21 protein-coding genes and 1 pseudogene are annotated in these 21,216 nt (G+C 62.7%); 17 read left to right on the top strand and 5 right to left on the bottom strand.

Going from position 1 to position 21,216, the window contains the following annotated elements; translation table 11 throughout:
- Positions 1-22: 22 nt before the first annotated feature.
- Positions 23-214: pseudogene (locus AC1RWL_RS31820) on the bottom strand (transposase); the annotation flags it as partial.
- A 118-nt stretch (positions 215-332) separates the two neighbouring features.
- Between AC1RWL_RS31820 and AC1RWL_RS31825 the strand changes: the two are divergent.
- Complete coding sequence (locus AC1RWL_RS31825) at positions 333-920, top strand: CGNR zinc finger domain-containing protein (RefSeq protein ID WP_493097481.1); 588 nt, start codon at positions 333-335, stop codon at positions 918-920.
- On the opposite strand, the gene AC1RWL_RS31830 is transcribed toward AC1RWL_RS31825, so the two are convergent.
- Positions 892-1,611, bottom strand: coding sequence for a GntR family transcriptional regulator (locus tag AC1RWL_RS31830; protein ID WP_493097480.1), 720 nt, complete (start codon positions 1,609-1,611; stop codon positions 892-894). The two genes, AC1RWL_RS31825 and AC1RWL_RS31830, sit on opposite strands and share 29 nt — an antisense overlap.
- Positions 1,612-1,736: 125 nt before the next feature.
- On the opposite strand from AC1RWL_RS31830, the gene AC1RWL_RS31835 reads away from it, so the two are divergent.
- The 12 genes from AC1RWL_RS31835 (at position 1,737) to AC1RWL_RS31890 (ending at position 12,566) form a co-directional block, all read left to right on the top strand.
- Positions 1,737-2,609: a fumarylacetoacetate hydrolase family protein gene (locus AC1RWL_RS31835; protein WP_493158608.1), complete on the top strand. Its 873-nt coding sequence runs from the start codon at positions 1,737-1,739 to the stop codon at positions 2,607-2,609.
- A gap of 19 nt (positions 2,610-2,628) precedes the next feature.
- On the top strand, positions 2,629-3,585 hold the full coding sequence (locus AC1RWL_RS31840; protein WP_493097479.1) for a VOC family protein: 957 nt from the start codon (positions 2,629-2,631) through the stop codon (positions 3,583-3,585).
- A gap of 125 nt (positions 3,586-3,710) precedes the next feature.
- Positions 3,711-4,139 (top strand): nuclear transport factor 2 family protein, encoded by a 429-nt coding sequence (locus AC1RWL_RS31845; RefSeq protein ID WP_493097478.1) that lies wholly within the window; start codon positions 3,711-3,713, stop codon positions 4,137-4,139.
- Positions 4,136-4,930: an SDR family oxidoreductase gene (locus AC1RWL_RS31850; protein ID WP_493097477.1), complete on the top strand. Its 795-nt coding sequence runs from the start codon at positions 4,136-4,138 to the stop codon at positions 4,928-4,930. The genes AC1RWL_RS31845 and AC1RWL_RS31850 overlap by 4 nt, the downstream gene beginning before the upstream one ends.
- 1 nt (position 4,931) lies before the next feature.
- A complete protein-coding gene (locus tag AC1RWL_RS31855) occupies positions 4,932-5,672 on the top strand; it encodes an SDR family NAD(P)-dependent oxidoreductase (protein ID WP_493097476.1) in 741 nt (246 codons plus the stop codon).
- Between the two features lie 23 nt (positions 5,673-5,695).
- Complete coding sequence (locus AC1RWL_RS31860) at positions 5,696-6,748, top strand: sugar ABC transporter substrate-binding protein (protein WP_493097475.1); 1,053 nt, start codon at positions 5,696-5,698, stop codon at positions 6,746-6,748.
- A complete protein-coding gene (locus tag AC1RWL_RS31865; RefSeq protein WP_493097474.1) occupies positions 6,748-7,542 on the top strand; it encodes an SDR family NAD(P)-dependent oxidoreductase in 795 nt (264 codons plus the stop codon). Before AC1RWL_RS31860 ends, AC1RWL_RS31865 begins: the two co-directional genes overlap by 1 nt.
- Positions 7,543-7,564: 22 nt before the next feature.
- Complete coding sequence (locus AC1RWL_RS31870) at positions 7,565-8,626, top strand: sugar ABC transporter substrate-binding protein (protein ID WP_493097473.1); 1,062 nt, start codon at positions 7,565-7,567, stop codon at positions 8,624-8,626.
- 7 nt (positions 8,627-8,633) lie between these two features.
- Positions 8,634-8,981 (top strand): putative quinol monooxygenase, encoded by a 348-nt coding sequence (locus AC1RWL_RS31875; protein ID WP_493097472.1) that lies wholly within the window; start codon positions 8,634-8,636, stop codon positions 8,979-8,981.
- A 1-nt stretch (position 8,982) separates the two neighbouring features.
- Positions 8,983-10,020, top strand: a complete 1,038-nt coding sequence (locus AC1RWL_RS31880; protein WP_493097471.1) for a sugar ABC transporter substrate-binding protein — start codon at positions 8,983-8,985, stop codon at positions 10,018-10,020.
- Between the two features lie 31 nt (positions 10,021-10,051).
- Positions 10,052-11,590 carry a sugar ABC transporter ATP-binding protein gene (locus tag AC1RWL_RS31885; RefSeq protein WP_493097470.1) on the top strand — a complete coding sequence of 513 codons (1,539 nt, stop codon included), beginning with the start codon at positions 10,052-10,054 and terminating at the stop codon, positions 11,588-11,590.
- Positions 11,583-12,566 carry an ABC transporter permease gene (locus tag AC1RWL_RS31890; protein WP_493097469.1) on the top strand — a complete coding sequence of 328 codons (984 nt, stop codon included), beginning with the start codon at positions 11,583-11,585 and terminating at the stop codon, positions 12,564-12,566. The genes AC1RWL_RS31885 and AC1RWL_RS31890 overlap by 8 nt, the downstream gene beginning before the upstream one ends.
- 22 nt (positions 12,567-12,588) lie before the next feature.
- Here AC1RWL_RS31890 and AC1RWL_RS31895 read toward each other — a convergent pair whose 3' ends face one another.
- Positions 12,589-13,569 carry a LacI family DNA-binding transcriptional regulator gene (locus AC1RWL_RS31895; protein ID WP_493097468.1) on the bottom strand — a complete coding sequence of 327 codons (981 nt, stop codon included), beginning with the start codon at positions 13,567-13,569 and terminating at the stop codon, positions 12,589-12,591.
- Between the two features lie 92 nt (positions 13,570-13,661).
- Here AC1RWL_RS31895 and hisD point away from each other — a divergent pair, with 92 nt between their 5' ends.
- Genes hisD through AC1RWL_RS31915 form a run of 4 tightly spaced genes read left to right on the top strand, consistent with a single transcriptional unit; the run spans position 13,662 to position 18,803 of the window.
- A complete protein-coding gene (hisD, locus tag AC1RWL_RS31900) occupies positions 13,662-14,972 on the top strand; it encodes a histidinol dehydrogenase (protein ID WP_493097467.1) in 1,311 nt (436 codons plus the stop codon).
- Positions 14,969-15,742, top strand: a complete 774-nt coding sequence (locus AC1RWL_RS31905) for an SDR family NAD(P)-dependent oxidoreductase (RefSeq protein ID WP_493097466.1) — start codon at positions 14,969-14,971, stop codon at positions 15,740-15,742. The genes hisD and AC1RWL_RS31905 overlap by 4 nt, the downstream gene beginning before the upstream one ends.
- A gap of 22 nt (positions 15,743-15,764) precedes the next feature.
- Complete coding sequence (locus AC1RWL_RS31910; protein ID WP_493097465.1) at positions 15,765-17,351, top strand: Re/Si-specific NAD(P)(+) transhydrogenase subunit alpha; 1,587 nt, start codon at positions 15,765-15,767, stop codon at positions 17,349-17,351.
- Positions 17,352-17,369: 18 nt separating this feature from the next.
- Positions 17,370-18,803, top strand: coding sequence for an NAD(P)(+) transhydrogenase (Re/Si-specific) subunit beta (locus tag AC1RWL_RS31915; protein ID WP_493097464.1), 1,434 nt, complete (start codon positions 17,370-17,372; stop codon positions 18,801-18,803).
- A 44-nt stretch (positions 18,804-18,847) separates the two neighbouring features.
- Here the strand turns inward: AC1RWL_RS31915 and AC1RWL_RS31920 are convergent, their stop codons facing one another.
- Positions 18,848-20,035, bottom strand: coding sequence for a serine hydrolase domain-containing protein (locus tag AC1RWL_RS31920; protein ID WP_493097463.1), 1,188 nt, complete (start codon positions 20,033-20,035; stop codon positions 18,848-18,850).
- A 52-nt stretch (positions 20,036-20,087) separates the two neighbouring features.
- On the bottom strand, positions 20,088-21,164 hold the full coding sequence (locus tag AC1RWL_RS31925; protein ID WP_493097462.1) for an ester cyclase: 1,077 nt from the start codon (positions 21,162-21,164) through the stop codon (positions 20,088-20,090).
- Positions 21,165-21,216: the final 52 nt, after the last annotated feature.

Here is a 21,216-nt window from a genome sequence, read left to right on the forward strand (position 1 = left end):
GGAGTACACGCCGCAAGGGTCAGGCAAGGGCGGCGACCAGCTTCTTGAACCGGCCGTTCTCTTCCACAACCTGTTTCAGTTGCTCGAACTGGTTACTCTCCAGCCCAGCAAATTGCGTTTTCCAGCGATGATATGTCATCGCAGAAATTCCAAGCTACCGGACCAGGTCAGCGACCGATAACTTGCGTCCTGCCTGTTTTAGAGCAGCGAAAATCTGCTAGAAAACTAACATCAAATCCGTCCAACGTTCACCAGACAACGTCAAAGCCGCGCTAACACGCTGACGGCTTGGATCTGTTTACTCATAGCGAAGAACAGGCTAAACAGGTTCCATGAGTAAGCTATTGACAGCGGGCGACCTCGCTTTCCGATTCACGGCGAACCGGCTTTGCCTCGATTTTCTTGCCACGATTGGAGAGGTTGGGCATCGCAATATCGAACGTATCGGCTCTCCTCAGCAATATTCTTCGTGGATTTCGGCGGCGGGTCTTGTGGATGGTGAGCCGCTGATCGGCAATCCGGATGTCGCGGAAGCCATTGAATTTCGTGGGGTTCTGCGCGCCTATTTCACGCAGTTGAAGAATGGGGATGTGCCGGAAGCATCTCTTGTTCGCGCCATCAATGCTGCGGCGCGGCGGCCGCCTCCTCGGTGGGAATTGAACGATGGCGGGCTTGACATCTCCCGGCGTGCCGACGCGGCCGGTGCGGCAGCCCTGTCATCCGTCGCTCGCGATGTTCTGATGCTCGTATCGGAAAAACTGCATCTGCGGGTCAAGCAGTGTCAGGATCCGACCTGCAACATGTTCTTCCTTGACACCAGCCGGGGAAACAACCGCATCTGGTGCGCGACGGAGGGGCGGGGATGCGGCAACAAGGCGAAGAAGCGGGCCTTCAGGTCGCGTCAGCGGGAACTGCTTTAACCAGTTCCTTCCGGCCCGGGAACTGAAACCGGTCGGCGGCCTCCACAATCAGGGTCGCCGTGCGCGCCAAATGCGCCTCCATCAAGCGGATGGCGAGATCGCTGTCCCTTTCGAGGGCTGCGCGCGCCAGATCGTCATGCTCCTTTCCGACATCGCGATTATTGTCATCAACCGGCATCGACAAGCGGCGATAGCGCTCGGCGCGTCCGAACAACGTCTCCCGGATGCCGAGCAGCGTCCGGTTCCGGCATCCGGCGACAAGGGCGGTGTGGAAGCCGGCATGCGCCTGGCTCCAGGCGGCGGACATTTCGTCCGCAGTCCCGCTCTGCTCCCTCTTGGTGGCATTGAGGCGGTAAAGTGCCGCAACGAGCTGGCTTTCCCACGCCAGATCGCCCTCGGCGATCGCCAGGCGCAGGCACGAACATTCGACTTCGATGCGCGCTCTTGTGAGATCGAACATGTCCTCGACCGACACGCCGACAACCTGGAAGCCGCGCTTGGCATGTGCGTGGACGAGGCCCTCGCCCTCCAGGCCGGACAACGCCTCGCGCACGGCGCCAAGACTGACGCCGAATTCGTCGCAAAGATCGCTGATGACGATCCGCTCTCCGGGCGTAAGCACGCATCCCAGAATGCGTTCGCGCACCGCCTGGCGAATGGCCGCACCATTGTTCTGCTTCAGCTCGTTCATGGAACCCTTATAGAAATTTTTGAGCGGGAAACATATTCCCAAGATAAGAATATATTATTTGATTGACAATAGTGAAATTCGAGTGTTATCGGTTGCTCACATTCGGGAGGATCGTTATGCGATTTATGAGATACCAAGCCAAAAACGGCGACGGAACCGCCGTTCTCGTCGGAAAAGAGTGGCGTGGAGAAGTGGATAATGGAACCTCATCAGAAGGTTCCATCTTCGACCAGATTCTTGGAGGCGCATCCGCGCAGGCTGACATCCTCGAACAGTTTGCGAAGCTGCCGATTGTGGACGTGACGCAGGTCAAGCTGCTGCCGCCGATCCACAATCCCGGCAAGGTCATCTGCGTCGGCCTGAACTATTCCGATCATACCGAGGAAAGCGGCTATAAGCAGCCGGACCATCCGACGCTGTTTCCGCGGTTCAATTCCAGCCTCATCGGGGCGGGCGATCCGATCATCCGGCCGCTCGTGTCGGATGCGCTCGATTTCGAGGGTGAGCTGGTCGCCGTGATCGGCCGCACCGGGCGTCATATCGAAAAGCGGCATGCCCTTGAGCACGTGGCGGGCTACTCGATCTTCAACGACGGCTCGATCCGGGACTTCCAGCATCGCACCCCACAGTGGACGCTTGGCAAGAACTTCGACGGAACCGGCGCGTTCGGACCGCTCTTCGTCACCGCGGACGAGCTTCCCGCGGGCGCGGCGGGCCTCGCAATCGAAACCCGCCTCAACGGCGATGTGGTCCAGGCGTCCAACACCGACAAGCTGATTTTCGACGTCGCGACCCTGGTCTCGGCCATCTCCGAGGCGATCACGCTGGAGCCGGGCGATATCATCGTGACCGGAACGCCTTCCGGCATCGGCCATGCGCGCGAGCCGCGTCTTTATATGCGCCCTGGCGATGTGGTGGAGGTCGAGATCGAGGGTATCGGGGTCCTGACCAATCCCATCGCGGACGAGGTCGCGCAACAGAGGCGCGTGGCGGTCTGAGCCGGCAAGGGAGGAACCGATGACGGCAAACAGAGGAATAATCGAAGCTTCGACCGGTACGGGGCTACTCGGCGTTCATTCGCTGGATACGTTCAGTTTCAGCGTGCCCGATCTGGCACAAGCCGATGCATTCCACCGATCCTTCGGCCTGACGACGCGCTTGCGCGACGGTGCTCTTGAGCTTCTGACCGAGGGCAGCGATCATGTCTGGGGCCGCATCGTCGAGGGTGCGAAGAAGGCGCTCTCATATTTGAGCTTCGGGATCTACGAGGAGGATCTCGAACGCTTCAAGCTGCATCTGAAGGCAAATGGCATACGTCAGGTCGATCCACCGACGGGATTGGAATCGAACGGCCTGTGGGTCAGGGATTTCGAAGGCACGTTGGTCGAGCTGAAGGTCGCCTCGAAAAGTTCGCCCGACGAGAAGTCCCACGGCACCATGGCGTCGTCGGCACCCGGTGTGGCCGGTGCGCCGAAGCGCTCCGCCGGCGGCCTCGTCATCCCGTCGCGGATGTCGCATATCCTGCTGTTCACGTCGGATGTCGATCGGGCCGTCAGTTTCTACACGCGTGTCTTCGGTCTCGGCCTGTCGGACCGGGCCGGCTCAGACATCGCGTTCCTGCACGGCAAGCATGGCAGCGACCACCACATGGTGGCCTTCGTCCGCTCGACGGCGCCGGGAATCCACCACACGAGCTGGGACGTTCCAAGCGTCCACCAGGTGGGGCTGGGCGCGATGAACATGGCCGATCGCGGTTATTCCGAAGGGTGGGGGCTCGGTCGGCATGTGCTCGGATCGAACTACTTTCACTATGTCCGCGATCCCTGGGGGAGCTACGCCGAATATTCCTGCGACATGGACTACATCCCCAGGGACATCGACTGGACGGCAGCCGACCATGACGGCGAGGACGCATTTTACATCTGGGGACCGAAGCCCCCGGCGGATTTCGGCGTGAACCACGAAGCCGACTGACGCGAGACGATACCAGGACCGCATCGTGCACATCGACAGCGTCTCGAACAAACCCGTTCGACGCGGGCCAGCGAAGCTTTGCCGTTTCCTGACAGCGAGACGGCAGACGGATGAAAGGGAGCGAAATGACCATCGAAAATGCCGCCTTCGCCACGTTGCGGCGATTCTACGAGGCTGAAACCATCTATCTCGCGCCGGGCGGCGGGGATTTCGGCCCAATTGCCGCGACCCTCGATCCGGATTGCGTCCTGCATCAGCCGGCATCGCTGCCCTATGGCGGCGAATGGAGAGGACCGCACGGGTTCCAGGCCTGGATGGAGGCCTTCGGAAAGGTTTGGTCGCATCTGGAAGTGCGCGATCCGCAATTCTATCCCTCCGGAGAGGATGTGATCGTCAGCCGCTCGCATGTCTATGCGACCGCCCGGGCCAACGGGCAGACCGTCGACTGGCCGCTCATGCAGTTCTTCCGCATCCGCAACGACAGGATCGTCGAATTGCGTCCCTTCTATTGGGACACGGCCGCATTGCTTGCCGGGATCGAGGCGAGGCCATGAGCGATGTCGTCATCGTCACCGGCGCAAGCTCCGGCATCGGCCGGGCGACCGCGCTGCATCTTGCTGATCTCGGCTACGATGTCGGCCTGACCTATGGTTCCAACGCCGAAGGCGGCGAGGAGACTTGCCGGCGGATCCGGGCCAAGGGACGCAGGGCCGAAGTCTGCAGGATGCTTCTCGACGATCCCGAAAGCATCGAGCAGGCGATCGGCGGCCTGATCGACAAATTCGGCAAGGTCTCGGCCTTCGTGAACAATGCCGGCACGCTGGCTTTCGCGACGTTCACGGAACTCAAGCTCGACGACTGGCGCCGTGTCATCGACGCCAATCTCACCGGCAGCTTCGTCGCCGGCCAGGTTATCGCCCGCCATATGGTCAGGGAGAGCATTCCCGGCCGCATCGTCAACGTATCGTCCGTCCACGAGGCGATCCCTCTTCTCTCGGGCGCTGCCTACTGCGCGTCGAAGGCCGGCGTCGGCATGCTGACGAAGTGCATGGCGATCGATCTGGCGCCGCACCGGATCCGGGTGAACGCAATCGGCCCCGGCGAGACGGCCACGCCAATGATCGGTGTCGCGGAAGGCGAGGACATCCTCGGCCGTCACCGACCCGAAACACCGTTGGGACGGCCCGGCATGCCTGCCGAAATGGCCGAAGCCATCGCCTACCTGCTCTCGCCCGGCGCGCAATTCACGACGGGAACCACCCTGTTCGTGGATGGCGGGCTGAGCCTGATGGCGGCGATCGGCAACCAGAGAACAATCATGAAATCCATGGGAGAGGAAGCCTGATATGGGCATGCTGGATGGCAAGATCGCAATCGTGACCGGTGGTGCGGGCGGCGTTGGCTCCGCCGCAGTGGCACTGTTTGCGCAGGAGGGCGCCAAAGTCGCTGTGTTCGATATGAAGGACCAGGGGCCGGAGGCCGCGAAGGTCTATCGCAAGGTGGATATCTCGGATGAGGCAGCGGTTAAACGTGCCGTCGCCGATGTGACGGCAGAACTCGGTCTGCCGGACGTCCTCGTCAATGCGGCTGCGATCGCCGGCACCGGCGCGCTGACCCACGAGGCGACGGTCGAGGATTTCGACAAGGTCTTCACGATCAACGTCAAGGGCACGTTCCTGTGCACCAAACATGTGATTGCCGGGCTGCTCGCCGCCGGCCGACCGGGCAGCATCGTCAACATCTCGTCGACCTACGGCGTGATCGGCAATGCGGATATCCCGCTGTATCACGGCACGAAGGCGGCGGTGCGGCTTTTGTCGAAGTGCGATGCCGTCACCTATGCCGAAAAGGGCATCCGGTCGAATTCCATCATCCTCGGCTCCACGAGAACCGACATGACGGTAGCCGCCATGAAGGCCAGCCCCGAGGGCGAAGCCTATGTGCGCAATCTCGTTGCGGCGCATCCCATGAAGCGACAGGCCGAGCCGATCGAAATCGCCCGGGTCGTCGCCTTTCTCGCATCCGATCTCGCCTCCTACGTCACCGGCGCGGATGTGCCGGTCGATGGAGGCTACACGGCTCAATAATTCAAACTGGTAGGGAGGATGCCATGAAGAAGAGGACATGTTTTGCCGCGCTCATGTTGACCGCGGCGCTGATACCGGGCGGGGCCCGGGCGCAGGAGACGGTTGTCGATGTCGGCGGAGGGGCAAGCGTCAGCATCAAGAAGGACGCCCCGCTGAAGATCGCCTTCTTCTCGGAGGGCGCGAACAATTCCGCCATGCAGGCAAGCATCGATGGTGCGACGCGGGCTGCCAAGGAGCTTGGTTGGCAGATTGACGTCTTCGACGGGAAGTTCGACGCCGTCACACAACTAAACCAGCTCCAGAACGCGCTGAACCGCGACTACGACGCCTGGGTTCTGAAGGCCGTCGAAGGCAACACGATGTGCGACGTTGCCACGAAGGACGCGCCGGCGAAGAACGTGCTGGTCGTCGTTTCGGTGCTGTCGATCTGCGGTCGCGGCGCCAATGAGGGTGAGGCTTTGTGGTCGCCGGGCACACTTGCCTATGTCGGCGGAGCGGAGACGCCGCAAGCCTTTTTCCAGGTGCTGGACCGCATGGGCCGTGAAAATCCCGGCCCACAGAAGCTTGGGGTTTTCACCGGACCTGAGCTCAATCCGATCACCAAGAACCATGAAGCCGCGCTGAAGATGTTTCAGGCGAAATACCCGGACATCACGGCCGTCGCGATTGCCCGGACCGATTATTCGACGCCGTCGGCGCTCGAAAAGGCCGGACCGATGGTGCAGGCAAACCCGGACATGACGCTCTACTACACGGCGTTTTCCAACCTCGCCAAGGGACTGGTGCCGGTGCTCGAACAAGCTGGCCTCACCGGCAAGGCTAAGATCTACGACAATGGCGCGACGGCCTGGGCGATCGATGCGATCAAGGACGGGACGGTCGCGATCTCCAGCGCGAACCGGCTCGGGTCTAACGCTTATAATGCCGTGAAAGCCATCGAGCGCGCACGCAAAGGTGAGGCCCTTCCAAGGGCGATCGGCGATCTGGGCGAGCCGCTCGTCGAAGGCAAACCGCCGACCGATCCCTATCTCATCGATGCCGGAAACGTCGCGGCCTATCAGCCGGAAATCGACTGATGGACACGAGGCCCTCCATCGCGGTTCCAAACCCCACAGCGCCGCTGTTGTCGCTTGTCGGCCGCAGGGCGCTCGTCACCGGCGGCGGTGGAGGCATCGGCGCCGCCATCGTTGCGCGGTTCCGTGACCTCGGTGCTGTGGTGGCGGTGACAGATGTCGTCGTTCCGCCAGAAGGAGGCGAGGAGCCGTCCCTGTTTGCGAAGGCCGACATCACGCAGGAGGCCGAGGTGGCACGGATGTTTGTCCGGCTCGCCGGAGAACTCGGTGGACCCTTCGATATTCTGGTGAACTGCGCGGCGATTGCCGGGTCCGGCAAGCCGACGCATCTCGCGACGGTCGAGGAGTTCGACCGCGTCTTTGCCGTCAATGTCAGGGGAGCATTCCTGTGCAGCCGGGAGTTCATTCTTAGCTGCCTGACACGCGGCGCGCCGGGAACGATCGTCAATGTCTCGTCGATCAACGGGGTCATCGGCAACGACGATATCCCGCTCTATCACGCGACCAAGGCCGCGCTGCAGTTGCTCTCCAAATGCGATGCGGTCGCTTATGCCGACCGGGGCATCCGGGTGAACTGCGTGCTGCCCGGTTCCACCCGCACCGAACTCACGCTGCGGGCACAGGCCGAAAGCGGCGATCCGGACGGCTATGTGCGCCGGCTGGTCGGTGCGCACCCCACCGGACGGCAGGCGCTGCCGGAGGAAATCGCCAATGTCGCCGCCTTCCTCGCATCGGACGCCGCCGCTTTCGTGACGGGCGCGGATATCGCGGCAGATGGCGGCTACACGGCCCAATAAAAACCTAAAGGAGGAGGAAATCATGAGAAAATACAGATGCCTGAAGAATGCCGCACTTGCTGGCGCGATGCTGGCTTCGTTGGCGGGCATGGCATGGGCGGAGGATGTTTCGATCGATATCGGAACGGAAAAGCCGATCGTCGTGCAAAAGGGCGGCCTGAAGCGCATCGCCCTCTTCATCGAGATGGGTACGAATACGGCGGTGCAATCGACCGTATCCGGCGCCACGGAGGCGGCAGCACGCCATGGTATCACCGTGGATGTCTTCGATGCGCGGTTTGACATCGGCCGTCAGGTCAACCAGATGCAAAATGCGCTGATCGGTGGCTACGACGCCTGGATCGTCGCGGCCATCGAGGGCGAGCAGGTCTGCAACATGGCGGCCAACGAAGCGCCGGCAGCCGGCATTCCGGTTGCGGTCGTCACCATGGCCATCTGTGGTCGCTCTACCAACGAGGGCGACGCGATGTGGTCTCCGGGCACCGTGACCTATATCGGCGGCAATGAAAGCCCCAATTCCTTCAAGCGGGTCATGCAGCAGATGGTTGCCGACAAGGCCGGTCCGCTGAAGATCGCCGCGCTGACCGGCCAGCCGCTGCATCCGATCACGCTTGCATTCGACAAGGCGCTGAAGGAGTTCCTGGCCGAGAACCCCAATGTGACGCTCGTCGCCGAGCACCGGACCGACTACTCGCCGGAAATGTGCCAGCAGAAGGTGCAGACCACGCTTCAGGCGACCCCGGACCTCGACGCGATCATCGGCGTCTACACGAATATGTCCAAGGGTGCGGTTCCCGCCGTGGAAGCGGCCGGGCTGACGGGCAAGGTTCGCCTCTATGAGGCCGGGGGCACGATCTGGTCCGTCGATGCCCTGAAGTCCGGGACCATCTCGGCCACCACGGGCTATTACCGCGGTACGGCCGCGGACACCGCCGTCGAACTTCTGGTCAAGGCCTTCAACGGCGAGCAGGTGCCGCGAGCCGTGATGAATGACGGACATGCGCTCATCGCAGGCCAGCAGGCCGGGCTGGTCGGTGTCGTGACCGCCGCCAACGTCGACCAATACACTCCCCAGTCTCCGTGAGGGCGCCATGACAGACACGACGGAACAATGTGTCCTGATCGTCACCTTCAACGCGCATCCGGGACGCAAGGAGGCTTTTCGCGAGCATCTTTACAGGCTGGTCCGCGCAATGAGCCGGGAGCCGCATTTCGTCAACACGATCGTCCATGACGATCTCGACGATGCGGACCGCCTCGTCCTCTACGAAATCTGGTCGGGAAGCCGCGAACGCTGGCAGCGCGATGAGCCGCAGAAAGCCTATCGCAAGACCTACGAAGAGGGGCTTTCCGACCTGCTCGCCGACCGCATCGTCTCCTGGATGGTCCCCGTCGCCGAATGGGGCAGCCACCTGACACACCACAAGAAGGAAATCTGACATGAAGCATGCATGGCTTCTCGCTCTCGCACTGGCTGCGACCCCCGCCACGGCCGCCGAAATCAAGGTCGATGTCGGCCTCGACGCCCCGGTGATCGTGGATACGGAACAGCCGCTGAAACTGGCTTTGTTCATCGAGATCGGCACGAACAGCGCAGTGCAGTCGACCGTCACCGGCGTCAAGAAGATGGCCGAGAAATACGGCTTCTCCTACGATGTCTTCGACGCCCGTTTCGATGTGGCGCGCCAGATCAACCAGATGGAGACGGCACTTTTCAACGACTACAATGCCTGGATCGTGGTGCCGGTCGAAGGCAGCCAGGTTTGCGACATGGTCACCGAGCGCGCACCCGCCGAAAACGTGCTCGTGGCCCATGCCACGGGTACGGCCTGCGGTCGCTCTTCCATGGAGGGCGACGAGCTTTGGTCGCCCGGAACGCTCGTCTATGTCGGCGGAAACGAAACGCCGAGCGCCTTCAAGGCTATCATGGAAAAGGCGATCGCCGACAATCCTGGCCACCAGAAGGTCGGCATCCTGACCGGCCCCAATCTCCACCCCATCACCGTCTCCTTCGACAAGGCGCTGGAAGAGGTGAAGGCAGCGCATCCCGATTTCGAGGTCGTCGCGGTCCATCGCACCGACTATTCGCCGCCGGACAACCAGGTGAAGACCCAGACGATGCTGCAGTCCAATCCGGATCTCGGCATCATCATCGGCGCCTATACCAACATGTCGAAGGGTGCCGTGCCCGCCATCGAGGCGGCCGGCAAGCAGGATCAGGTGAAGGTCTACGAGGCCGGCGGCACGGAATGGTCGGTCGAGGCGCTGAAGTCAGGCGCCATTCAGGCAACCACCGGTTTCTATCGTCAGACGGCGGCCGAAGCCGCAGTGCAGGCGATCGTCGATGCCCGCGCCGGCAAGGCGGTTCCGCGCGTGATCCTGAACGACGGGCACGCGCTCATTTCCGGCCAGGAAGCCGGCAAGGTGGGTCTCGTCACGAAGGAAAACGTCGGCGCCTACACGGCGGAATCGCCCTGATCCAAGATCAATCGAGCTGGAGGCGCATGCCATGGAAACTATCGCCCGCAACGTTGCTCCTGCCATACGCCTGACCGGCGTGCGCAAATCCTTCGGGCCGGTCGATGCGCTGAAGCCGGTGACGCTCGACGTGGAAGCGGGACGTATCCACGCCTTCGTCGGCCAGAACGGCGCCGGCAAATCGACGACGCTCGGCATTCTTGCCGGGCGGATCGCCGCCAGCGGCGGCGAGATCGAGATCGCCGGCGTCAAAGTCGAACTCGGCGATCCGCGCCGGGCGCGCGGGGCAGGGGTCGTCGCAATCTACCAGGAACTGACGATCGTTCCGGCCCTGTCGGCTGTCGCCAATGTCTTTCTCGGCCAGCCCTATTCGCGCCGGGGCATCCTGTCGGAAGCCGCCATGCGTCGGCGGTTTCACGAATTGACTGGGCGACTCGGTGTCAAGATCCCGGCGGATGCCGAGGCGCGCAGTCTTTCCGTCGCCGATCAGCAGACGTTGGAAATCCTGCGCGCCCTTGAAGCCAATGCGCGTATCATTCTCTTCGACGAGCCGACGACGGCGCTGGCGCCACCGGAGCGCGAGGCCTTGTTCAAGGTGATGCGGGACCTGCGTGCCGAAGGCCACACGCTCATCTATGTGTCTCACAATCTGGACGAAGTGCTCGATATCTCCGATGCCATTACCGTCTTCCGCAACGGTCGCCTCATCGAGACGCGGGAAAAGACGGATTGGACAAAGTCTCAGCTCGTCACCGCCATGCTCGGCGAAGACATGGGGGACATCTATCAACGGCGCCCGGCGTCGCGGCCGCCCGGTGAGACTCCGGCTCTTCAGGTTTCGGATTGTTCTCTTCCCGGCGCAATCGGCGGGATATCTTTCGCGGTCAGGCCCGGCGAGGTGCTCGGGATCGGTGGGCTCGTCGGTTCGGGCCGCACCAGTCTGTTGCGGGCGCTGGCCGGGCTCGAACCCCGGTCGACCGGAACCATGGCCATCGACGGCCGGCCCGTCGGCTGGCCGCGTTCGCCGAGGGCAGCCCGCAAACTCGGCATCGCCCTGGTGCCGGAAGATCGCAAGCATCAGGGCCTCGTGCTTGGGCTGCCCGCCACCGACAACGTGACGCTGCCGAATTTCGGCAAGGTGGCCAGACACGGCCTTATTGCCGATCGCGAGATGACCAGCCATTCGGCCGCCGCCACCCGGGCGTTCGGCTTCGACAGCAGCAGGCTGGGCGCCCCAGTGGGTACGCTCTCGGGCGGCAACCAGCAGAAGGTGCTTCTGGCGCGCTGGGCCTATGAACAGCCAAAGATATTGCTGGTCGACGAACCGACGCGCGGCATCGACGTCGGCGCAAAGGCGGAAATTCTCGATTCCCTTCGAGGCTTCGCCGATCAAGGGCTCGCGGTCATCATCGTCTCATCCGAACTCGAGGAAATCTGCACGCTCGCCGACAGAGTGGTCGTGCTTTCGGAAGGTCGCCTCGTCGATCATATCGATGCCTCACGCGCCGAACTCACCGTCCATCTTGTCCTGAACAGCGCCTTCGGCGTGGAAAGGCATCACCATGACTGACTCAATCGCAGAACAACCGTTTTCGACCGCGACCATGCGCAGGACATCGATCACGGACATTGCGTTTCGCTATGGCCTCCTGATCGTGCTCCTGGTGCTGATCGCCGTCAGCCAGGCGCTCTATCCCCGCTTTCTCGATCCGCAGAACATCAAGAACATCCTGAGCCAGAATGCGCCGCTCGGGATCGTTGCGGTCGGCATGACGCTCGTCATGATCACGCGCGGTTTCGACCTCTCGGTCGGCGCGACCTATGCCGCGGGTGCGACGGTCTTCGCAAGCCTTGCGGTCGCCGGCTGGCCGCTCTGGGCGGCCGGGGCCGCGACGCTCGTCGTTGGGCTGCTTGCAGGCCTCATCAACGGAACGATCATCACCCGCGTGAACGTCAACCCTTTCGTGGCAACGCTCGGCACGACATCGGCTTTCAGCGGGCTTGCGTTGCTTTACTCGAACTCCTCACCCTTCGTGGTCTCCGACAAGGCGTTTTCCTTCATCGGCCGCGGCAGCGTCTTGGGCCTGCCGGTCAGCATCTGGATTCTCGGCGCGGTGCTCATCGTCGGGGAATTCGTGCTGAGGAAAACGGTCTACGGCCGCAGCCTCTATGCAATCGGCGGCAATGACGAGGCCGCGCGACTTGCGGGCCTCCCGACGGCGCTCCTGCGCACGTCAACCTATGTCATCTGCGGCGTATGTGCCTCTCTCGGGGGCATGATCATCGCGTCGCGGCTCTCCATCGGCCAGGCGGATATCGGCTCCTCGATGGCGCTTGACTCGATTGCCGTCGTGGTAATCGGCGGCACGTCGCTGATGGGCGGCGAGGGCTCCGTCTGGCGCAGCGCGATCGGCCTCTTGATCGTCGCGGTCCTGACAAACCTGCTCGACAGTCTTGCAGTCGATTCCAACTATCAGCTCGTGATCAAGGGAACGATCGTCGTTGCTGCCGTGGCACTCGACGCATTTGCAAGGTCCCGACGGTAGGCTGGCGGCATTGGCGTTCCGGTCAGGCGCTTTCGCGCCGGACCAGCGTGCCGGAAAGCATCCGGGTAATACCATCGTCACCCGGCTTGATGGCCGGGTCGTCGATGAGGTTCAGGGCTTCCTGGACCATTCGTTCGACCGGCTGGCGGATCGTGGTCAGCCGGTAGGCATTCCACGACGCCATCGGAATGTCGTCAAATCCGACGACGGCGAGATCTTCGGGAACACGGATGCCACGCTGGCGCGCCGCATCAATGACCGCGAGCGCCATGATGTCGTTGCAGCAGAAGATTGCGTCCGGCGGGTTGATTGCCGACATCAGCGTCTCGCCGGCCTTATAGCCGTGCTGATAATCGAACTCGCCCGAAGCCTGCGCGTGGATGGCAATGCCCGCCTCCGCAAGCACATCGCGAAAGCCGCGGGACCGTTCCGCGTGGGTCGACGTATTGGCGACACCGCCGACGAAGCCGATCTTGCGGTGCCCGCGTTCAAGCAACACCCGGCCGGCATCGCGGCCGCCCTGATAGTTGTCGCAGGCGACGGAATTGATGCGGATGTCCCGCTGCACCCGGTTCAGAAGAACCACCTTGATCTGGTGCTGCCGACAGGCACGCGTCATCCTGGAGGTCAACTGGGCCGAGGTGACGATGATCGCCGAGGGTCGAGACGCAAGGATCTGGTCCGTCGCCATATCGACATCCGCATGGGCCGGCAGCGCATAGACGATCAACTGCCGGCCGCTTTCTTGCAAACGCCGGGCGAGCATGTCCACGACCGTCGGGTAGAACGGGTTCAGGAGATCGCCCGCAACAAGCGTTATGGTCCCCGCCGCAATCACATTGGCGGTGCGGCGGGCGGGGCTGATGTAGCCGATCTCTTCAGCGGCCGCGAGGATGCGCTTGCGCTTGTCGCCATCGATGGGTGCGCCCGGCGTAAAGGCGCGCGATACGGCGGCGACCGAGACCCCGGCGGCGTGGGCGACCTGCTTGGCAGTGGGTTTCATGGCTTCCTCGATTGAAATTTTTTCACTAGATCGATGAAAACTTGCAATAGCTTTGTAGCGCCATATCCTCGGCTTCGAAAGGGAGAAGATACATGGCCATCACTTATCTCAAGCGCGGCAAGCCTGCTGAGGCGCGCTCCGAAGACGACGCCAAGGTTCGCACGACCGTCGAAGGCATCCTCAAGGATATCGAAAGCCGCGGCGATGCCGCGGTGCGCGATCTGTCGGAGAGGTTCGACAAATACACGCCGCAATCGTTCCGCCTCAGCGAGGGGGAAATCGAGGCGCTGATGAACAGAGTGTCGCCGCGTGACCTGGAGGACATCAAGTTCGCGCAGGCGCAGGTTCGCAATTTTGCCCAGGCGCAGCGCGATTCCATGCTGGATATCGAGGTCGAAACGCTGCCCGGCGTCATCCTCGGTCACCGCAACATTCCGGTCCAGTCCGTCGGCTGCTACATTCCGGGCGGCAAGTTCCCGATGGTCGCCTCTGCCCACATGTCGGTGGCAACGGCCTCCGTCGCCGGCGTGCCCCGGATCATCGCGGCAACGCCGCCCTTCAAGGGTGAGCCGAACCCGGCGGTCATCGCCGCCATGAAACTCGGCGGCGCCCATGAGATCTATGTCATGGGCGGCATCCAGGCGATCGGCGCGATGGCCATTGGCACCGAGACGATCAAGCCAGTCGACATGCTCGTTGGCCCTGGCAATGCCTTCGTCGCCGAGGCCAAGCGCCAGCTCTACGGCCGCGTCGGCATCGACCTCTTCGCTGGCCCGACAGAGACCATGGTCATCGCGGACGACACTGTCGATGCCGAGATCTGCGCGACGGACCTCCTCGGCCAGGCCGAGCACGGTTATAATTCGCCCGCCGTCCTGCTGACAAACAGCCGAAAACTCGCAGACGCCACGCTGCAAGAGATCGAGCGCCTTCTGGCGATCCTCCCCACGGCCGACACAGCGCGCCGTAGCTGGGAAGATTATGGCGAAGTCATCGTCTGCGACAGCCATGAAGAGATGCTGGACGTCGCCAATGAAATCGCCAGCGAGCACGTCCAGGTCATGACGGACCGGGACGATTGGTATCTGGAGAACATGCATAGCTATGGCGCCCTGTTCCTCGGCGCCCGCACCAATGTTGCCAATGGCGACAAGGTCATCGGCACCAACCATACCCTGCCGACGAAGAAGGCCGGCCGCTACACCGGCGGCCTGTGGGTCGGCAAATATCTCAAGACCCACAGCTACCAGAAGGTGCTGACCGACGAGGCCGCTGCAATGATCGGCGCCTATGGCTCGCGGCTCTGCATCCTCGAAGGGTTCGTCGGCCACGCCGAACAGTGCAATATACGCGTCCGACGCTATGGCGGTCGCAATGTCGGTTACGGACAGGCGGCCGAATGACCCCGGCCGCCCTGCCACGCACACCCTCGTTCCGGCTTGACGGCAAGTCCGCACTTGTCGTGGGCGCGTCGTCCGGTATTGGCCAGGCCGCCGCGGTTGCTCTCGCTGAGGCGGGGGCGCAGGTCACGCTCGCGGCCCGTTCGATCGACAGGCTCGGACAGACTGTGGAAGCCCTGCGGCTAATGGGGCTTACGGCTACATCACTCGCGCTCGACGTGCAGGACATCGAAGCAACCGGGCGGGCCATCGAGGCCTGCCCGCCTTTCGACGTCCTGGTCAACAGTGCGGGCCTTGCCCGGCATGGGCCGGCGCTCGAGACCACGCTTGACGATTTCGATGCCGTGATGGGGATCAATGTGCGCGGCGCATATTTCGTGACGCGTGCCGTCGCCCAGAAGCTTGTGGCGGCAAAGCGTCCCGGCTCACTTATCAACATCTCCTCGCAGATGGCCCATGTCGGCGGTATCGATCGTGCCGTCTACAGCGCGACAAAACACGCCGTCGAAGGGTTCACGAAGTCGATGGCGATCGAATGGGGCAGGCACGGGATTCGCGTCAATACGATCTGCCCGACATTCATCCGCACGCCGCTCGCCGAGCAGACCTTCGCCAATCCCGAGCGCGTGCGATGGATCGAGGAGAAGATCAAGCTCGGCCGCGTGGGAGAGCTTGAGGACATCATGGGTCCGGTGACGTTTCTCGCCTCCGACGCCGCCGCGATGATTACCGGATCCGCCCTCATGGTGGACGGTGGCTGGACCGCCGATTAAGCGAACTGACAGGAACATGTCGATGAGAATTGCAGCGCCGCAGGAGATGTTTGTTGGTGAGGCGCGCGTCGCGATGACGCCGGAGAGCGCCCGTCAACTTCAGAAATTGGGATACGAATGTTTCGTCGAGGCCGGTGCGGGGCAACTGGCGGGGCATTCGGACGAGGCATATCTGGCAGCCGGCGTAACGGTTGTCGATACGCGGGACGCTCTCTATGCCGCCTCCGACGTGATCGCCAGGGTTCGCCCCCCGGATGCATCCGAGATCGCGCTGTTGTCTGCGGACAAGACGCTGATCTCGTTTTTCTATCCTGCGCAGAACAAGGAACTGCTGGAACAGGCGAGGGCGACTGGGGCGACTGTCATCGCCATGGACATGGTGCCACGCATTTCGCGTGCGCAAAAGATGGACGCGCTGTCCTCGATGGCCAATATCGCCGGCTATCGTTCTGTCATCGAGGCGAGCAACAATTTCGGCCGCTTCTTCACCGGCCAGGTCACGGCCGCCGGCAAGGTGCCGCCGGCTAAGGTGCTGGTGATCGGCGCGGGTGTCGCCGGCCTTGCGGCGATCGGCGTCGCAACCTCGCTCGGTGCGCAAGTTTACGCCTTCGATGTGCGGCCTGAGGTCGCCGAGCAGATCGAGAGCATGGGCGCCGAATTCGTCTATCTCGACTTCGCCGAAGGTCAGGCGGGCGGCCAGCAGGATGGTGCTGCGACCGGCGGCTATGCAGCGCCATCCTCGCCGGAGTTCCGCGACAAGCAGCTTGCCAAGTTCCGCGAGCTTGCGCCGCAGATCGACGTCGTCATCACTACGGCTCTGATCCCCGGCCGCGATGCGCCGAAGCTATGGCTGGCCGATATGGTCGCGGCGATGAAGCCGGGCTCCGTCGTGGTGGACCTTGCCGCCGAACGTGGGGGCAATTGCGACCTGACGGTCGCCGATCAGAGGATCGTCTCGCCGAACGGCGTCACCATCATCGGCTATACGGATTTCCCGAGCCGCATGGCCGCCCAGTCGTCGGCGCTTTACGCCACCAACATCCGCCACATGCTCGCGGACCTGACGCCGGGCAAGGACGGCGTCATCGTCCACAACATGGAAGACGACGTCATCCGTGGTGCGACCGTCGCCTTCGAAGGGGCGATCACCTACCCGCCGCCGCCGCCGAAGATCGCGGCTATCGCCATCCAGAAACCGAAGGAAAAGGTGAAGGCGCCGACGCCGGAAGAAAAGCGTGCAGCGGAAGCCGCTGCCTTCCGGGCCGAGACGAAGAGCCAGCTGACGCTGCTGGCCGTCGGCACGGCGCTGCTGCTGATCGTCGGGGCCTTCGCGCCCGCCGCGTTCATGAGCCACTTCATCGTCTTCGTGCTCGCCTGCTTCGTCGGCTTCCAGGTCATCTGGAACGTCTCGCATTCGCTGCACACGCCGCTGATGGCCGTCACCAATGCGGTCTCTGGCATCGTCATCCTCGGCGCGCTGCTGCAGATCGGGTCGGGCAACTGGCTGGTGGTGGTGCTGGCGGCGCTCTCGGTGCTGATCGCCACTGTCAACATCGTCGGGGGCTTCCTCGTCACTCGGCGCATGCTCGCCATGTTCCAGAAATCCTGATCGGGCAGGGGAATCCCTATGACAATCGGTATCGTTTCGGCCGCCTACATCGCGGCAGCCATCCTCTTCATCCTCTCTCTCGGCGGCCTTTCCGGCCAGCAAAGCGCCAAGCGCGCCGTCTGGTACGGCATTGTCGGCATGGGCCTTGCGGTCATCGCTACGGTCTTCGGGTCCGATGTCGGCAACTGGCTCATCATTCTGCTGATGATCGGTGGCGGTGCGGTGCTCGGATCCTATGTCGCCTCGCGCGTGCAGATGACCGAAATGCCGCAGCTCGTCGCCGCGCTCCACTCCTTCGTCGGTCTGGCTGCCGTGTTCATCGGCTTCAATGCCCATATCGAGGCGGGCCATGTCGCGGGTCTCGATGAGGCTGCCCGCACCGCGCTCACCGGTTTTGCGAAGATCCTGGCCCACAAGGATGCGGCGGAGTTATCGATCATGAAGGTCGAGGTTTTCCTCGGTGTATTCATCGGCGCGGTCACCTTCACCGGCTCGGTCGTCGCCTTCGGCAAGCTTGCCGGCAAGGTGGATGGCAAGGCGAAGAAGCTGCCGGGCGGGCATGTCCTGAATGCCGGCGCGGCGCTCCTCTCGCTCCTGCTTCTGGTCCTGTATGTCAACGGCGCGGGCGCATGGACGCTCGTCCTGATGACGCTCGCCGCCTTCTTCATCGGCTACCACCTGATCATGGGCATCGGCGGCGCCGACATGCCGGTGGTGGTGTCGATGTTGAACAGCTACTCGGGCTGGGCCGCGGCGGCTATCGGCTTCACGCTCGGCAACGACCTTCTCATCGTCACTGGCGCGCTGGTCGGCTCCTCCGGCGCTATTCTCTCCTACATTATGTGCAAGGCGATGAACCGCTCCTTCGTCTCGGTGATCCTTGGCGGCTTTGGCACAACGGCCGGGCCGCAGATGGAGATCACTGGCGAGCAGGTGGCGATCGATGCGGAAGGCGTGGTCGCCGCGCTCAAGGAGGCCGATAGCGTCGTCATTGTGCCGGGTTATGGCATGGCTGTCGCGCAGGCCCAGCAATCGGTCTCCGAGCTCACCCGCAAGCTGCGCGCGGCCGGCAAGACCGTGCGTTTTGCCATCCACCCGGTCGCCGGGCGCTTGCCGGGTCACATGAACGTGCTGCTTGCCGAAGCGAAGGTGCCCTACGACATCGTGCTTGAGATGGACGAGATCAACGAGGATTTCCCCAATACGGACGTCGTGATCGTCATCGGCTCGAACGACATCGTCAATCCGGCCGCACAGGACGACCCCAATTCTCCCATCTCCGGCATGCCGGTGCTGGAAGTCTGGAAGGCCAAGCAGGTGTTCGTCTCCAAGCGCGGGCAGGGCACCGGCTATTCCGGCATCGAGAATCCGCTGTTCTACAAGGAGAACACACGGATGTTCTACGGCGATGCGAAGGAATCGATCGGCAGGCTGCTGCCGCAACTTGCCTGACGACCCTTGCGTCGCACCGTGAAGGCGGCGCATTCGGCTTTGCCTTAGCCTTGATAGACGGCGTCGCGTACGGCGGCAGGAAAACTGCCGCTGGTGCCTTCGAAAGCGGTATTGGTCAGCGCAACGACGCTCAACTGTTCCGCCGGATCCAGGAAGAAACTGTGGCCATAGGCCCCGCCCCACTGGATGGTCCCCGGTCGTTGCGGTGTGTCTGCGGGTCGGCTCGAAAGCACCGCCCAGCCGTAACCGAAGCCCCAGCCCGACCCCTGGGTGCCCACATCCGGTCCGACGTGGTCTTGCATCATCATGCGAACTGTTTCGTCCCGCAGTATCGGTTTTCCACCGCCGCGGATCGCCTCGATGAACCGGAGGATGTCATGGGCGGTGCCGATCATGCCTGCGCCGCCGGAGGGGAAGGCCTTGGTTGAAAAGGCCCGCGAGGGCGAGAAACGAACGACCCCGTCTATTTTTCCCGGCTTGTCGGGAATGCGCACGGTGGGGCCGCCCAACACGGCAATCTGGCTTTTCGTCAGGGTAAGAGCGGTATTGTCATGCATGCGGACCGGTTGGTCATCGCTGCTCGCATAGGGCGTGACGAGCGTCTCTCCCGGTGGGGCTGTAAAACGGGTCTTAAGCATTCCCAAGGGCCGCGTCACCAGTTCGGCGATGATATCGGGCAGGCGCTCGCCGGTGACCCGGCAGAGCACGGCGCCAAGAACGTCGATGCCAAGCGAATATCGCCAGGATGTGCCGGGCTTGAAGGCAAGAGGCAGTTTCGCCAGCCGGCTTATGTTCTCCTCGAGCGTCAGTTCCAGCCCGTCAAGCCCGTCCGAAACGCCGCTCGTGTTCCACGGGCTATCGGTTGGCTCAAGATAGGGATGCGAAAGGCCGCTCGTATGGGTCAGAAGCTGATGGATGGAGATGTCCGGCCGGCTGCCGTCAGGGCAGGGCGGGCGGAACTCCGGCAGCCAGCGGCTTACGCTGTCATGGAGGCCGATCCTGCCGTTTTCGACGAGGCGCAGGGTAGCTGCCGTGACGATGGACTTTGAGATGGAAGCGAGGCGGAAGACGGCGTCGTCCCGCATCAAGATACCGGCCTCACGGTCGGCGAAGCCAGCGGCGCGTTTATAGACGACCTGTCCGGCGCGGCTGACGAGAACCACCGCGCCGACGATCCGGCCAGCCTGAATCGCGCTTTCAAGGACAGTGTCGAGGACAGTAAGCGATGTCATGATGATATCCAGTATGAGCCGGCTCGCCCAAAAACGAGCCGGCTCATTGGTTTCAGGAGAAGAGCTGGGTCAGAACACCGAACTCGTTGAAGACGGTCCATTCCTTCTGGATCCTGCCCTTGTCGATCGCCCACTGGCTGATGCCCCAGAGGTTCACCTGCTTGCCGGTCGGCTCGCCATAGGGGCCGAAGCCGCGATGGGTGCCGACTGCGCTCCAGCGGATCGAGACGACGTAGCCCTCCCTGGCATTTCCCATCCAGTAGACGTCATCGACATTCATGGCGAGGTCGGGGAACATCGCCACGATCGACAGCATGAAGGACCGTATCTGGCCGGCGCCCCGATAGACGCGCCCGGTCGATCCCTGCATGACGACATTCGGCCCGTAAACATTGTCGATGGCGCCGAAATTGCGACGGTTCCAGATCGTGTGGAAGGCAGCCCTCACGAACCCTTCCAGGTCGTCCTCGACGGAGGGAAGCGCCATCTCGGCCGGCTTGCCCTGGCCGGGAAGCCGCTTCGGCTCGCCCGCCAGAAAATTGGAAGGCAATGCGGCGCCCGCTTTTGCGGCGGCAAAACGTTTCGCGGTTTCGACGACGTCGATACCGAGCTGCTGCAGCAGGCCTGCGGTGTCGTAGATGACATGCTCGTGGAAGATCTCGTTCGCCCGCGCCACGCAATTGGCCATGCACCAGAGTTGCACGCGCTTGCCCGTCGGTGCGCCGAAGCGGCTGTAACCGGTATTCGTGCCGAGGATCTTCGTGCGGTGTGACGTATGGAAACCGATGTCCTCGTTGCCTGCCCAGACCACCTCGTCGGCCACGAGGCGGATATCGGGGAAGGCGTTGTTGGTATGCACCGTGTCGGCCACGATCTTGTCGCGGCCGTACTGGAGCCCGATATCGTCCCAGACGGTGCAGTCATGGCTATAGGTGTCGTAGATATAGCCGATGTCCTTCTCTTCCCAGATACGGTGCGTGATCCGCACGATGTAGTCGACGATGTTGACATAGGCAGGGTCGAAGCCGCGCATGGGGTGCGAAGCAAGCCCCTGCGGGGTCTTCCCGATGAAGTTGTCCGTCCCGCCCCGGCGATAGGCATCGAGCGAGATCGAGAAGTCTTTCGGCATGTGCTCCTTGGCGAGAGCTTCGAACTGGACGCGCGGGATTTCTGTCGCGCGG

The organism is Shinella sp. GW821-FHT10F02 (assembly GCF_058809275.1).

What these genes read in the sequence shown, in the direction of transcription:
- AC1RWL_RS31875 (WP_493097472.1), top strand. Translation starts at nt 8,634, where the DNA reads ATGACAGACACGACGGAACAATGTGTCCTGATCGTCACCTTCAACGCG.
- AC1RWL_RS31830 (WP_493097480.1), bottom strand. Translation starts at nt 1,611, where the DNA reads ATGAACGAGCTGAAGCAGAACAATGGTGCGGCCATTCGCCAGGCGGTG.
- AC1RWL_RS31885 (WP_493097470.1), top strand. Translation starts at nt 10,052, where the DNA reads ATGGAAACTATCGCCCGCAACGTTGCTCCTGCCATACGCCTGACCGGC.
- AC1RWL_RS31915 (WP_493097464.1), top strand. Translation starts at nt 17,370, where the DNA reads ATGACAATCGGTATCGTTTCGGCCGCCTACATCGCGGCAGCCATCCTC.
- AC1RWL_RS31890 (WP_493097469.1), top strand. Translation starts at nt 11,583, where the DNA reads ATGACTGACTCAATCGCAGAACAACCGTTTTCGACCGCGACCATGCGC.
- AC1RWL_RS31920 (WP_493097463.1), bottom strand. Translation starts at nt 20,035, where the DNA reads ATGACATCGCTTACTGTCCTCGACACTGTCCTTGAAAGCGCGATTCAG.
- AC1RWL_RS31895 (WP_493097468.1), bottom strand. Translation starts at nt 13,569, where the DNA reads ATGAAACCCACTGCCAAGCAGGTCGCCCACGCCGCCGGGGTCTCGGTC.
- AC1RWL_RS31855 (WP_493097476.1), top strand. Translation starts at nt 4,932, where the DNA reads ATGGGCATGCTGGATGGCAAGATCGCAATCGTGACCGGTGGTGCGGGC.
- hisD (WP_493097467.1), top strand. Translation starts at nt 13,662, where the DNA reads ATGGCCATCACTTATCTCAAGCGCGGCAAGCCTGCTGAGGCGCGCTCC.
- AC1RWL_RS31910 (WP_493097465.1), top strand. Translation starts at nt 15,765, where the DNA reads ATGAGAATTGCAGCGCCGCAGGAGATGTTTGTTGGTGAGGCGCGCGTC.
- AC1RWL_RS31840 (WP_493097479.1), top strand. Translation starts at nt 2,629, where the DNA reads ATGACGGCAAACAGAGGAATAATCGAAGCTTCGACCGGTACGGGGCTA.
- AC1RWL_RS31925 (WP_493097462.1), bottom strand. Translation starts at nt 21,164, where the DNA reads ATGCCGAAAGACTTCTCGATCTCGCTCGATGCCTATCGCCGGGGCGGG.
- AC1RWL_RS31845 (WP_493097478.1), top strand. Translation starts at nt 3,711, where the DNA reads ATGACCATCGAAAATGCCGCCTTCGCCACGTTGCGGCGATTCTACGAG.
- AC1RWL_RS31850 (WP_493097477.1), top strand. Translation starts at nt 4,136, where the DNA reads ATGAGCGATGTCGTCATCGTCACCGGCGCAAGCTCCGGCATCGGCCGG.
- AC1RWL_RS31865 (WP_493097474.1), top strand. Translation starts at nt 6,748, where the DNA reads ATGGACACGAGGCCCTCCATCGCGGTTCCAAACCCCACAGCGCCGCTG.
- AC1RWL_RS31825 (WP_493097481.1), top strand. Translation starts at nt 333, where the DNA reads ATGAGTAAGCTATTGACAGCGGGCGACCTCGCTTTCCGATTCACGGCG.
- AC1RWL_RS31905 (WP_493097466.1), top strand. Translation starts at nt 14,969, where the DNA reads ATGACCCCGGCCGCCCTGCCACGCACACCCTCGTTCCGGCTTGACGGC.
- AC1RWL_RS31880 (WP_493097471.1), top strand. Translation starts at nt 8,983, where the DNA reads ATGAAGCATGCATGGCTTCTCGCTCTCGCACTGGCTGCGACCCCCGCC.
- AC1RWL_RS31835 (WP_493158608.1), top strand. Translation starts at nt 1,737, where the DNA reads ATGAGATACCAAGCCAAAAACGGCGACGGAACCGCCGTTCTCGTCGGA.
- AC1RWL_RS31860 (WP_493097475.1), top strand. Translation starts at nt 5,696, where the DNA reads ATGAAGAAGAGGACATGTTTTGCCGCGCTCATGTTGACCGCGGCGCTG.
- AC1RWL_RS31870 (WP_493097473.1), top strand. Translation starts at nt 7,565, where the DNA reads ATGAGAAAATACAGATGCCTGAAGAATGCCGCACTTGCTGGCGCGATG.